At 46.4% G+C, this 13,940-nt stretch carries 8 protein-coding genes; 6 read left to right on the top strand and 2 right to left on the bottom strand.

Going from position 1 to position 13,940, the window contains the following annotated elements; genetic code table 11:
- Positions 1-32: 32 nt before the first annotated feature.
- On the bottom strand, positions 33-4,115 hold the full coding sequence (locus AC3A8L_RS02460) for a Calx-beta domain-containing protein (protein WP_487960636.1): 4,083 nt from the start codon (positions 4,113-4,115) through the stop codon (positions 33-35).
- Positions 4,116-4,524: 409 nt separating this feature from the next.
- Here AC3A8L_RS02460 and AC3A8L_RS02455 point away from each other — a divergent pair, with 409 nt between their 5' ends.
- From AC3A8L_RS02455 to yfbR, 4 genes are all read left to right on the top strand, one after another.
- Complete coding sequence (locus tag AC3A8L_RS02455) at positions 4,525-6,963, top strand: glycoside hydrolase family 3 N-terminal domain-containing protein (protein WP_487960635.1); 2,439 nt, start codon at positions 4,525-4,527, stop codon at positions 6,961-6,963.
- Between the two features lie 85 nt (positions 6,964-7,048).
- Positions 7,049-8,440 (top strand): helix-turn-helix domain-containing protein, encoded by a 1,392-nt coding sequence (locus AC3A8L_RS02450; protein WP_487960634.1) that lies wholly within the window; start codon positions 7,049-7,051, stop codon positions 8,438-8,440.
- 257 nt (positions 8,441-8,697) lie between these two features.
- Positions 8,698-9,966, top strand: coding sequence for a sugar MFS transporter (locus AC3A8L_RS02445; RefSeq protein WP_487960633.1), 1,269 nt, complete (start codon positions 8,698-8,700; stop codon positions 9,964-9,966).
- A gap of 149 nt (positions 9,967-10,115) precedes the next feature.
- Entirely contained in the window at positions 10,116-10,778 is a 663-nt protein-coding gene (gene yfbR / locus AC3A8L_RS02440) for a 5'-deoxynucleotidase (RefSeq protein ID WP_487960632.1), read from the top strand.
- Between the two features lie 184 nt (positions 10,779-10,962).
- Here yfbR and AC3A8L_RS02435 read toward each other — a convergent pair whose 3' ends face one another.
- Entirely contained in the window at positions 10,963-11,412 is a 450-nt protein-coding gene (locus AC3A8L_RS02435) for a hypothetical protein (RefSeq protein WP_487960631.1), read from the bottom strand.
- Between the two features lie 379 nt (positions 11,413-11,791).
- Here AC3A8L_RS02435 and AC3A8L_RS02430 point away from each other — a divergent pair, with 379 nt between their 5' ends.
- Positions 11,792-12,958, top strand: coding sequence for a ligand-binding sensor domain-containing protein (locus AC3A8L_RS02430; protein ID WP_487960630.1), 1,167 nt, complete (start codon positions 11,792-11,794; stop codon positions 12,956-12,958).
- Between the two features lie 14 nt (positions 12,959-12,972).
- Positions 12,973-13,940: ligand-binding sensor domain-containing protein (locus tag AC3A8L_RS02425; RefSeq protein ID WP_487960629.1), on the top strand; the 968-nt coding region annotated here is incomplete at its 3' end.

Raw genomic sequence — 13,940 nt, 5'->3', positions numbered from 1 at the left:
TCGGGCAGGTTTCAGCGCATAGGTCGATCGCTTTAAGGGGTAAATCTCAAAACGGTAGGGCTTTTGTCGGGTATAAAAGGCGCACTGTATTTGGCGGTTTCTTGTGTAATCAATAACTCGTCCAAATACCAAGCGGCTGTTTCGGCATTGCTGGTATCAAAATACCCGAAGTTTAAGGGTGCGGTAGTTTCAGTGCTGAACACGGTGGCTAGAGTAGTGTTTGAGGGCTGCCCATTAACGAAAAGCTGTAGCTGCTGATTTTCCAGCGAAATGGCAATGTGTACGGGGCTATCAAGGGCGCTGGCATCGTAAACGCTCACGCTGTTCTCGTTACCTATTTGTAAGCGCCATTCATGACTCTCACCATTATTGTGCAGTGCCAAGCCAAAACCATCTTCGCCTTCTGGCATCTCGCCCCATTGTAATATGGGTGTAACCGTCGGCATAGTGGCAGGCGGTAGTAACCAAAATTCGAGTGTCCAATCTGGAGTTATAAACTGATGTTCTCGTTTGATTGTGTAGTTTTGGTTATCCACCAAAAGACTCAGTTCGCTAACAACGAGTTGATCTGTCGCCATCGGTGTGCCTGATGCGTTTAAGCCCGTGCTATTAATTGTGCTATCAAAATCGCGGTGATAAAAGCGATTAAAATACTGATTAAGCGTACCGGTGTTGATCGTTGAATTATCGGAAAGCTGAAAATCAGAAAATCTATCGCCGAAGACTTGTCCTGTCTGTGAATCAAACCAATAGTTAAAAGTGAGTGTTTCCGTTGCGCCTGTTGTTGCGTTGTTGTAATGCATTAATAGCGAGGAATAATCACTTTGCGAGAACGTAATTTTTTCTAGGGTGCTATCACCACCTAAGTAAAAATGACTATTGTTAAAGCGTTGCATTACGATATCAGAAGTGGTTTCTTCATCGCCAAATGAAGGGGGCGTACCAGAAAGTAAGTAGGTGTCGTTGCCGTCGCCGGGTGCCCAGTAATAATGAATAAACGGGATTTCATTATCAAGCGTGAATAGTGGTGCTGAGGTGTTGATACCCACGTTAATCTCATCGTCTCCCGCACCGCCAGTGACCGAAAGCTGGAAAAGGGCGCTGAGCAGTAAGTAGTCGCTACCGTTACCGCCTTCTATGGTAAGTTGTTGGCAGCTTGCACGCAGAGTATCGTTTCCGTCACCGCCTTCAATGTGGCAGTTTAAACCGCCGGAGAGGAAAAGTTCGTCATCGCCATCTTCCAGTAAAAGATCTTTGTTGCCGGCATGAAAATTTTCTTCGGTCACCTCATTGCTTGAAGGGCCGCTAGCGTAAACGGTATCGTTGCCAGCGCCAGCGCTTAATTCATCATTGCCTTGGTCTAGATATATTTCGTCATCGCCACTGCCACAGGTAATGGTATCGTTGCCCGCTCCATTAGCGAATATTTCATGGGTACCTTCTCCGCAGTCGACGAAATTATTCCCATTACCGATGAAAATAGTTTCGTCGCCAGGGCCTGCGTCAATCGTATTATTGCCGTCGTAAGCCCATATTTTATCGTTGCCGTTACCGCCTATTAAAATATCGTCATAATCACCTCTGGCGGCAAATAGTTCGTCGTCACCGTCGCCACCGTCTAGTGTGTTATTGCCGTCGCCGCCAAAAAGACCATCGTCGCCAGCATAACCATAAAGTGTATCGTTACCGAGTTCGCCAAAAAGGTCGTTACTCAAATCGTTGCCATAAATAATGTCGTCGCCCTCACCACCAAAGGCGTTGGTTCCAGTTGTGTATAAAATATCATTTCCGGCATCGCCAAAAGGTGACGTCGCATGAACTTCGTCGTCGCCATCTCCACCCTCACCGGTATTTGCTGCAGTAATCAGGTCATTACCTGCTCCGCCATTAGCGTAGCCAGTGGCAGTGAGGATATCGTCACCTTCATTTCCGTAAGCTGCATCAGCATTAATAGTATCGTTGCCTGCGCCGCCTTCCGCTAGGCCGCCTACGGTTAAGGTGTCGTTGCCATCACCGCCAAAGGCATTATCTCTACCTTCTAAATCGATAATGGTATCGTCGGTATTAAAGCCCCAGTAATTATCATTATCTGCGCTTGGTGCATGAATTATTTGCCGAATATCGGCAGCGCTCAGTTCACCATCGGCAAAAATAAAGCGTTGTATTGACGATTGAATACCGCCCGCGTCGGTAAAGAAATTAGGGGCCGAAAAACCTTGTTCTTCACTATCGAGGTAAAAGCTATATTCATCATATTGGCGAATAAGTACTGAATTAATCGAGACTCCAGGCAGGAGGATTTGATCAATAAAATCGCCTTGTGATTCAAATGGGTCCACCGATACGCCGTTTTGGAGTATAAAAATATTTTCACCAGAGCCGCCGATATACGATGTTCGCAGGCTGCCCGCTAAATAAATATTGGTGCCTGCACCACCTGTAAAAGTATCTGTGCCCGCTTGGCCGATGAAAATATTAATATCGCCGTCACCCATAAACGTGTTTATTTCGTCGCTTGCAAAATAAAGTTGAATGTTACGGCTTAAGGTATTGCCGGCTTCATCGTTCGCTGAAACTTGCAAAATATTAAGGCCGTTGATGAGTTGCGAATAGGGGATGTTTAGGCGTGCCACGGTTTCTATTGCGTTACCATTTATGCCTGTTCCATTAAGGTCGGCAGTGAGATTGCCAATTGCGATGTTATCGTCGAAGGTAAAGTCGAGTGTCAGCTCAGTGGCATCTAGCCCCTTGGGTTGAAGCTCGGTACTTAGCTCTGTGGGTATTGCGGCAGCACTAGATGAAGAGCTGTTATTGCTCTCGTTATTGTCTTCACTGTTAGCTGTGCCGGCATTGATATTCGCAGTGTAAATATTAATGCTCTTGTTTGCCGGCACAGTGCCGGTAATTTGTTGTGTAGTGTCACCATCAAAAAACGTAACGACATAATCAATAGGGGCGTTTGTAACGTTGGTTAGCCTGTAGCTTTGCACTGTCGTTGGGGCTGTGGGCCAAGCAATATTTCCCCATCCTTCACCACTTTCTTGGATTGGGGTCTCGGTGCAATTAGCTTGTAAGGTTAGCGTACAGCGGTTGGCTACAGACAAACTGAGGCCTGCAACGGTGCGTGTTAGATAAGCGCGTTGTTCGCCTGCGGTACCTGGTAGCGTATTTTGTAGTGTCGTGCTGGCCGACATGAGAGGGCTATTTTCGGCTTGCGCGGTGCTGTTATAAATAACGCCATAGCCATGCACTGTGCCGGTAAACTCGGCGAGAGTACCGCTTAGCAATACGCGAAAATACTCGTCATCTTCGTTTCTGGGCGCCGCACTGTTTTGATCGTTAAGTAAGGGAATAGAGATTATTTTGCTTAGCTGACCCACCTCAAAAACCACTTCACCACTCATCGCTAGGTAGTCTTCATTAGCGATAGCGGTTCCATTTTGGGTTTGATAATACAGGCGAGTGGCTTCGGTGGCCGGCGCGTCTAATGCAATTTCTAAAAGGACTTCTGAAAAGAGTTCGCTTTGGGCGCGTGTGGTTACCGAAAAGGGTGCGGCGTTACCCAATAGCTGTACTTGGGTGGATGCTTCGTCCACATAAAATTGAGCATCGGCGGCTAGCCAGCCAAACGATAGTGCCGTGTTGATTTTAACTTGTGGTAACAGTGCAGTCGCGCGTGCGGTATTGGCATTAAGGATAAAGGCTTGTGGGCCTTCGCGCTGCAGCCAGGTTTGATAGTCAATACTATTTTCACCCTGTACGGCAGCATTGCCGTTAAGTTCTGTGGCTAAGCGGCTATCAGTCAAGCCCGAGGCGTTCGTCTCAATGCGTAATGTAAAGCCAGTACCCTCGGGCGCCGTGCTGACGTGTTTGGCGTTATCGGGGGTTAAAGTGGGATGGCCCGCGGCAATTAAACCTTGCACCGTTGCGGTTACGGTAGTGGCTGTGGCGCTAGTACTACTTTGCGTGTTTGTTGCGTTTTCAAAGTCGTTACAAGCCGTACATAGAAGTGTGCTTATTAGCGCTGTAGCCAAGCTTCTGCGGTGAGCTCTTAAAGCTTGAATGCGTAAAATGGCCGACGGTAAAAAGTTGGAGCCAAAAAAATGCTTATCCATAGATACAAAATTCCAAAAAGGTATTCTTGATGTGACGCAATAATGATGAGGGCGACATTCTCGCATACTTCTTCTCATTTGAACAAAAAATAGTCAATCTCGAGTTTGGTTTCAAGACGATTGTGTGCTGATTCACGCAGTGTGGGAATAAGGACGATATTTCAGTCAAGTGTTTGAAAATGACGCTGCACGTTTGAAAGTGGCGCGAGCATTGTGGTTATTGGGGGCTGCAAAGGAGGTGCATTATTGTGCTGCGTTAAGTGGCACTTCTTGTGGCGGCTTAGATTTAAGCATACGGAAGTTGAGTCGACGTAAGCTTGTGAGGGTGTCACTCTCCGCGAAAATAATGAGACCTGCTGCTTTTAGATGTATTGAGTCATGCTGGCTAGAGTGCGATTACCTGAAGAAAATGACACGGGTTGCAGTCGATTGTGAGAATTCTTCTATCCTTATACAAGCAGTCTGTTTTTATCTGTACCGAGAGCGTTGTGATGTGAAAGGGTTTGTACTTATGGGGTTGAGTTCAGTACTGCAAAACCTAAAGGTTGGCATTGTCTGTGTGTGTTATGCGTTGGTGTTGTTGGCGTGTACCACCACGGGTTATAGCAAAGCACCCACGGCTTTCGTGTTGGACGGCGATAGTGATATTAGCGATCAGGTGTACATAGAGCGATTATTGGCAGAGCTGTCGCTTGAGCAAAAAGTAGGGCAGATGACCATGTTGGCGGCCTACATTTTTTTTGAAACAGACGCTAACGGTCGGCAGGTGGTTAATACCGCAAAGTTAGATAAAGCGTTGAATCATTACCATGTGGGCATGTTCATTAACTCACCGGCAAGCCCTTACAGTGTTGAACAGTGGCAGCAGTGGATAGATACCCTTAATACATCCAATAGCAGCCACAATATTCCGCTTTTTGTTGCTACCGATTCCATGCATGGCGCCTCCTTTGTTGAAGATGCTGTTTTACTGCCGCAGAACATTGGTCTAGCGGCAACGCGAGATATCACAACCGCGCAGATTGCCGCGAGTATTACCGCACAAGAAACCGCCGCCGCCGGTATTTTATGGAATTTCGGCCCGGTGCTAGATGTGGGGCGGCACCCCTTGTGGCCACGCTTAGAAGAAACCTTTGGTGAAGATCCTTACATCGTGAGTCAATTTGGGGCCACGATGACAGAAACTTTCGAAACAGCTGGCATGGCTTCCACTTTGAAGCATTTTGTCGGTTATTCGGTCCCATTAGATGGCAAAGACCGCGCCCCAGCTTACATACCGGATGTGCAGTTGTGGCAAGAGCACATGCCTGCGTTCAAGGCGGCTATAGCGGCGGGTGCCTCAACGGCGATGGTGAACTCAGCGTCGATCAATGGTGTGCCAACCCATGCCAATAAGGCCTTGTTGCAAGGTGTATTACGTGAGCAATTAGGTTTTCGCGGTTTGATCGTATCCGATTGGGCCGATATTAATTATTTACACACGCGCCACAAAATTGCGGACTCTAAAAAGAAAGCTGTAGAGCTTGCCATTAATACGGGCATTGATATGAGCATGGTCGCAACGGAGTTTACCTTTCCCGAATTACTCGTCGCACTGGTTAAGGAAGGCCGTATTAGCGAGCGTCGCATTGATGACTCGGTACGGCGTATTCTGGCACTCAAGCATAAACTGGGTTTATTCGATCAATTACAGCCCGGGCATTGGGCGCAGCAGCGTAAATCTCCTCCTGTTTTAGCGGCCGAAAAAAAGGGCTATAAACAGCAAGCATTAGCGTTGGCAAATAAAAGCATGACGCTGCTCAAAAATGATAATCACACGTTACCTTTTCCCTCGACAGCAAAAATTTTATTGGCGGGCCCTGCGGCCAAAAGTTTACATGCTTTGAATGGAAGTTGGTCTTACAGCTGGCAGGGTGATGATGACAGCCTTTATCCGAGTGATACTCAATCCTTGTTCGATGCGTTACAGACGTTGTTCGGCATTGAAAATGTTATTAATCACGGCGAGACTGATTTTTACGCCCCGGAAAATGTCAACGCTGAGCGCATAGCGCAAGATGCCCAAGGCAGTGATTACATTGTATTAGCGCTAGGTGAGGGTGCTTATGCGGAGCAAATTGGCTCGATAGATGATTTAACGTTGCCGGCGGCGCAGTTGCGTTTGGCGCAAGCTGCCATTGCTACTGGCAAACCCGTAGTGGCTGTGATGATGGCGGGGCGCCCACGTATTATTGCGCCGATAGTTGATGGCCTGGCAGCTATTTTGTATGCCTATCGGCCAGGAGATCAGGGTGCGCAAGCGATCGCACAAACACTCGCGGGCATCAACAATCCAGCCGGTATATTGCCGTTTAGTTATCCGCAATATACCGGCAACTTAATGACTTACGATCACCTTATCAGTGCTGCGGCCCGCCAGCGGCCTAAAGCCGACGCTACCATGGATGGCTACTCACCACAGTGGCCCTTTGGTTTTGGTTTAAGTTATACCGAGTTCGAGGTTACAGGCCTAACCGTACGTACGGCTAATGGGGCGGCGCAAAAACAATTTACACGCGGCGATCGCGTAATCATCAGCGTGCAAGTAAAAAACACGGGTAAACGTGCGGGCGCCAAAGCGATTGATCTTTATATTAAAGATCACTTCGCGTCACTCACGCCAGCCAATAAGCGCTTAAAGCGTTTTACACGTATTGATTTAGCGGCAGGCGAGCAAAAGACGGTTGAATTTACATTAACGGCAGACGATTTCACTTTTGTGAACAGCGCGCTTCAAAATGTTGCCGAGGCTGGAGATTTCACACTTGAAGTTGCAGGCTTAAAAACTGACTTAACCTTGCTAGATTAGTAGTGGGGGGCTTATTTGGGCCTGTTTGGGTTTGGTAATGCTGCGAGCTTACCAAGAATCATTAAAATAATTTTAAAGACGGCTTATGTTTTTTTCCGATTCTATATTTAACGTCAACGATATCACTTTGATATTAGTCATCTTCGAGAGCATCTCTTTTTCGATATTGTTATTGGCTGTACGAGAAGGTCGAGTATTAAGTTGCCGCATTTTGTCATTATTTTTGCTGGCGACAGGGTGCGAAGCGCTGGATACCTTAATGTATTGGTGCGCCCCCTTAAAGAATGGTTATTTGGCCGATCATGTTTATATCTTCTTTATTTTTAAGGTGGCGGCCTTTTTACAAGGGCCTTTGTTGTATTTGTATACCACCTCGGTACTTTATGGCACCATCGGCCCCGTGAAAAAAGTGATGCTGCACGGCATTCCTGCGCTTTTATTTCCCGCTTATTTTGCGATCATGATGGCAGAGCTTGGGCACGATACGGTTGTCGAGGGCGTTTTTCATTACAGTTTGCTGTTGGATAGCTGGGCGTTTAATTGGATAGTCTATGGCCCTAGTGTGCTAACGCTTGTGTATGCATTAGCCTGCGTAAAGAGTATTCGTGTTTATGTTGAAGGGTTGAAGGAAACCTACTCCAATGTCGATAAGATTGATCGCAACTGGTTAAAGTTGTTAATTTACGGGTTCTTATTTACGTGGTGCTGGAATTTCGCCAACATCATATTTGCAACCACCGGTTTGACGTCTTTATCCGCTTTATTTGGATTGACCGGCAACTACTACGATTTGATTTTTATAAAAGCATTAGCTTTCTATAATCTATTATATTCACGTATGGCACTGGGGCGTGCTTCGCCACGCGGTCTCGATGATACAGTAAGGCCTGTGATTGTAGCGGTTCCGGGCGAACGGGCTGAAAACGATCAGCCTTCTGCTGTTAATACTACCGATGCTAGCAATACCGATGCTACGAATATAGAGACTACTAATCCCAAGGCTATAGCGCCTTCTCACGCCGTGGCACCCGTTAAAGAGAGCGAGCCAGCGGCTATTGCGGCAGTGGTTGAGCCGGCCAAACCAGCGGTAGCGTTGGAAACCCCAAGTCCTGAAAGTACCCGAGAAGACAGCGACGAAGTGCCGATAGCGTTGGTTAATCGTTTAGTGGCGCTAATGGAGCAGGAGCGTTTATATCTAGAGCCAGAGCTAACCGTAGACCAGCTGGCGCGTGCAGCGCGGTTACCGGCACGCCAAACGTCGAATATTATTAACCGACACTTTGGTGTTAACTTCTTTGAGTATGTCAATAATTACCGTATAGAGCATGCCAAAGCGCTTTTGTTGGATGGCAGCAGCTATTCAATCATCGATATTTCAGAAATGTCGGGCTTTAATAGTAAGTCGGCTTTTAATCGTTTCTTCAAAAAAATTACAGGAAAGACACCTTCTGAGCATCGTAAATCGGCGACTCAGTAGCCCCGTAAGTTAAAAGGCGCAAGCCTAAAAGAGAGCGCGGTATCGTTGTTTTGCTGCGCGTCTTCTTTAAAATCTCATGCCCATTCATAAATTGAGGCAAAATACGCCTCCATTTTTCACCTATATATTTGCACTGCTTGATGGTCAATGCGGTAGTATACGCATGTTTTTGAAATCGGCGGGTATCGCGGTTTCCCGAGTAGGGTATTCCTGTTTAATTCACTTTCTCGCACCGCGAGAGCAATGTAGGAGGTCGTATGGCTGTAGCGCCTAATGTCAATGAAAGTCCCGTGAGCAGTGAGGGCTATGTGCCCGGCAAAAGCTATTTAATGCCGCTGGTTTGGTTAACATCTTTGTTCTTTATGTGGGGTTTTTTAACCTGCTTAAATGATATTTTAATTCCGCACTTGAAGGGTGTCTTTGAGCTTAGTTATACCCAAGCGATGTTGGTGCAGTTTTGTTTCTTTGGGGCCTATTTCATTGTTTCTATCCCTGCAGGCGCCTTGGTTAAGCGCATTGGTTTTCAGCGCGGTATTGTTTTGGGTTTAGTGATTGCCGGCTTGGGGTGTTTGATGTTCTACCCCGCTGCAGGTATGCGAGTATACGGCCTATTTTTAGCCGCGCTTTTTGTTCTGGCTTCAGGCATTACTATCTTACAAGTCGCAGCCAACCCCTTTGTTACTGTTTTGGGTTCACCCGAAACAGCCTCTAGCCGTTTGACGCTAACCCAAGCGTTTAACGCGCTGGGTACGACGATTGCCCCCTCGTTTGGTGCCTTTCTTATTCTTTCGTCGGCACCAGAGGGCGCTACTGTCGCTGAAATACACGCTTATGAAGCCGCTTCGGTTCAGGGGCCTTACGTGATGCTTTTTGGCGCACTTGTTTTGTTGGCGGTGATTTTTGCCTTTATCAAGTTGCCTAAAGTTGTTTCTGGCGCGGATGTTAAGGGACACGTGAGTGGCTCTTCGGCATGGGGATACCGGCACTTGGTATTGGGCGCGGTAGGTATTTTTGTTTACGTGGGCGCTGAAGTCTCGATCGGTAGCTTTATTGTTAACTTCTTGGGTGATCCGAACATTGTGGGTATGACCGAGCTTGCTGCAGGTGCAATGCTCACTTACTACTGGATGGGCGCTATGGTGGGCCGCTTTATTGGTGCTGCTGTTATGCGTTATTTACCGGCTGGTCGCGTATTGGCTTTTAATGCAGTTATGGCGTGTATTTTAGTGGCGATTGCCATGGCCACATCGGGCAAGCTAGCTATGGTCGCTATTTTGGCCGTAGGTTTGTGTAACTCAATTATGTTCCCGACTATTTTTAGTTTGGCGTTACGTGGTTTGGGTGAGCACACCAGTCAAGGTTCAGGCATTTTGTGTATGGCGATTGTGGGTGGTGCGATTGTGCCATTAGCGCAAGGTGCATTGGCCGATAGTCTTGGTCTACAGGTGGCGTTCTTCCTGCCAATATTGTGTTATGCCTTTATTGCTTACTATGGTTTGGTCGGCTCTAAACCTAAAACAGCCTAATTGTGTTTTGCAGCGCCAATTCTGGCGCTGCTTATCGGCTCATTCAGCCGCTTTTTATTCCTGATAACCTCAGCATAATATCGCTTTGTTTTGTTGCCCTGTTTGGCGCAAAATGGTTGCGACTATTTTAGGGTACCTGAGGATTTTCTATGTCTAGCTCCCCATCAAAATCAACTCTTGGATTCAAGAGCGAAGTTCAAAGCCATTTTTTTGCGTATATCAGTAAAATTCGTTGGATTATCCGCTGGGGGTTAAAGCGCAATGCCATCCCCGAAAATGTTATGGAGCACAGTTGGGAAGTCGCTACCATTGCGCATGCGATGGCGATACTCAGTAATAGCCGTTTTGGTAGCGAGTACGATGCGAATTTAGTGGCCACTACAGCCCTGTATCACGATGTATCTGAAGTGATTACGGGTGATATGCCAACGCCAATCAAATACCACTCTAAAGGGATGCAAAAAGCGTTTAAAGAAGTTGAGGTGCAAGCGGAGCGCGAATTGATTGCTCTTTTACCCGATGACATGAAAGCGGACTTTACGCCGCTAGTGGTTTCGTCTGAGGTGCCAGCAGACGTTAAGCGACTAATAAAAGGCGCCGATACCTTGGCGGCTTTCCTTAAGTGCCAAGAAGAATTAAAAGCGGGCAATAGTGAATTTTCAAAAGCGGCGGAAGACATTGCTGCACGCCTGGCCGCTTTTAATATGCCTGAAGTTAACGCATTCCTCAGTATTTTTGCACCCAGCTATAAACTTACGCTAGACGAGTTACTCAATGGTAGCGAAACTGTGCGAGGGTTTAATCAGACTTAGGGGTATGCATTAAATAACTTCCCGTTTTTGAATTCCTGGGGGCACGCTTGCCTTCGTTAAAAATATTTGCAATAGCCGGCTATTACGCCATATTTTCGCCTCGTCAAGCGTACACCCACAAACCCAAATTCCAGCAACTTATTCAGTGCACGCCCCTAATTGACATTTCATTTGGCGATGGTAATTATTTTAAGCGAACCGTCACTAGATGGCCTTTTGTTAATGCCGCAACAGAATCTACTTCGCCCATAACATGGGTTGCCGCTAGTGATACGGTAACCACTTTACGTGTTTTCTGATCTTTAATTTTTGCGGTGAAGTCGTCGTGGTTAATGGCTACAATTTCACCGCTAATCGTCGGTTCTAGGGCTGGCTTCGGCAGTGAAATTTTAACACTCTGGCCAGCCTGCAAGTCGTCGATGCTGGCGGTTGTCCCTTTAATCAATACACGACTTTTGTTATCAAAAGAAAAGCGTTTCACCTTGCCATTCCTTACTTCAATATTAATGACATTATTCAAGGTATCTACACTGGTAATAACACCTTGTGTGGTCGCGGTTGCAAAGCTGGAGGTGCTGAATAAAGCAATAGACGTAAAAAAAGCGGCAGTAGAAAAGGTTTTTGCTAAAGACATTAGTTAATTTCCGGTAGTGTGTGGGGTGTTCGTTTTGTGTGTTTATTGTACATGCCGAGTGTTACCTGTAGTTACATAAAGTTACGCTTGATTAGACTTAATAATGTTGTTTTTTTATTAACGGTGTTGTTTAAGTTATTAAAATTAAGATAAAAGACAAAAGCTTGGCGGATGAAAATATTGAGTGCTAGCTCATTATAAAATGCCAATTATTTAGCGTGCCGTAGGCGTGAAAAAACGAAAGATGACGGCTATATTCGTTACACAATAAAGAGTGTTGTTATTTGCGTTTTTACCAGCGCTGTAGTCGATGCGACCAAAGCATGATTGTTGTCGGTTCTTTTCTATACTGTAATAAATAGCCCGATTGGATTTGTGTGTGCCTTCTTTTTTAAGCTGGCAGGACCTATTTGCTCTTTGCAGAGGGTTTGCCAATCCCCGAACTGCCAAATTACTTTTCACGACTCTTTTTACGGTGTGGGTGGGGCTGGCTGCGGCTGAAGAAAATACAGAAAAACCGCGTAAACGCTTGAATGTAAACCTGCATTTTTATGAAGACCCTGCATTGAGCTCCTTGGGTGAGGTGCTTGCTATTACGCAAGATAAACAGGGCTTTATGTGGTTTGGTGGCAAAAATGGTTTGGCACGTTTTAATGGTTACAGTGCTCAGTTATTTCAACACAATAGCGCCGATATCAGTTCTCTTTCTACGAATGCCGTGAATGATTTAGCTGTTGATGAGCAGGGGAACTTGTGGATTGCCACCTACTGGGGTTTGAATCGATATGACCCTGCTCTTGAGCGTTTTGAGCGCTTTATGTTTGACCCTGAAAATTCACGAAGTTTAAGCCACAACAGTGTGTTGCGGCTTAAAATTTCGCGCTCGGGTGATTTGTGGGTAGGCACAGAGGGCGGCCTCTTACGATTTAACCCCGATACAAAGGATTTTGATCGTTTCCTGTTTGATCGTCACAATGCCTTCAGTTTAAGCGGCAATGCGGTGTCGGCAATAGAGGAAGACCAAGATGGCAATTTATGGGTAGGTGTACAAGGTGGCGGCATTGATATTTTTGACCCTAATGCGCAACGTGTTATTAAACGCTTGCATTATGACAAAAATGATACCGAAAGCTTAAGTCAAAATGACGCGACCTCTATTGAGAAAACGTCCGCCGGTAACATGTGGGTGGGCACCTATTATGGTTTGAACCGATATCTTGGCGCTGGAAAATTTGAGCGTTACTTGGCTGACTTTCATGATAGGCACTCTTTAGGATCGTCGAACGTTAAGCACATAATGGCTGATGGCGAAAATATTTGGCTGGGGACTGGCGATAAAGGTCTGATGCTATACCGGCCTGAAACGAATGACTTTGATCAGTATTTCGCCGGTAATTATGGGGAAAGCACTACAGTTTCAGCATTGTTTAGCGACGACAGCGGGGGCTTTGGGTTGGGTTTTCCCCTGGCAGAATTGCACGTGTTAACCGGTATGCGGCTGCGTTTCATACCTATCAAAATGAGTACAAAAATCCCAATAGTTTAAGTAATACGGATGTGATGTCTTTAGTCGAAGATGATTTACATAACTTATGGGTGGGTACACGCTACGGGCTGAACTACTTAGAGCTTAATCAGGGGCGCATTACGCGTTATATGCATGATGGTGACGACCCTTCTTCATTGCCCTCCTCAATGGTTAGTGCGGTTGCTATTGATGCTGATGATTCTGTGTGGGCCGGTACGGCGTGGGGTGGCATTGGGCGCTTGAACCCGCAAGCGGGTAAGTTTCGCCGTTATATGCCTGAGAGCGATAATGATATGAGCTTGGTTAATCGCGAAGCATGGTCTGTATTAAAAAATAGCCGGGATGAAATTTGGGTAGGTACTAATGCGGGTGGTTTACACCGCTACCGTCCGGCTATGAATGATTTTGTGCGATACCATTTTCGGAAGCCGGGTGAGTCATCCTCTGGAAGGGCTGTCAGTATTGATGAGGACGACACCGGGGCTTTGTGGATTTCGACTGACAAGGGACTTTTTCGATTACCCCAAGAGCACCAAGATTTTGGTGCTAGCCTAGCTCAAGATATTGACGAGGTTTCAACGGAATCGTATTTCGAGTATTTCGACGAGCAAGGTGACCAAGTCATTAGGCCAAGTATTCCTGTGATAAAGGATACCTTTCAAGATTCACATGGCAACCTCTGGTTTGCGACTGAAGGTGGCGGTGCCAGTACGTGGAATCGCTCAGAGAACACCTTTCATGAGTATTTGGTGGAAGATGGTTTAGCACATAATACGGTTTCATCAATTGTAGAGGATGATGCTGGCTTTATTTGGATGAGTACCGGTGGAGGTATTTCTCGCTTCGATCCGGAAGCAAAAAAGTTTAAAAGCTTCACAACCGAACATGGCTTACCTAACGATATTTTTAGCCATCCAGCAGGGCTTAAGCTTGCTGGGGGGAGTGTGGCATTTGGGGGCGTAGGCGGCCTAAGGGACGAGGCAGTAATACTTTATCCAAT

The organism is Marinagarivorans sp. (genome assembly GCF_982758155.1).
The sequence above is the reverse complement of the archived record's forward strand: the minus strand, read 5'-3'. Positions and strand labels throughout refer to the sequence as shown.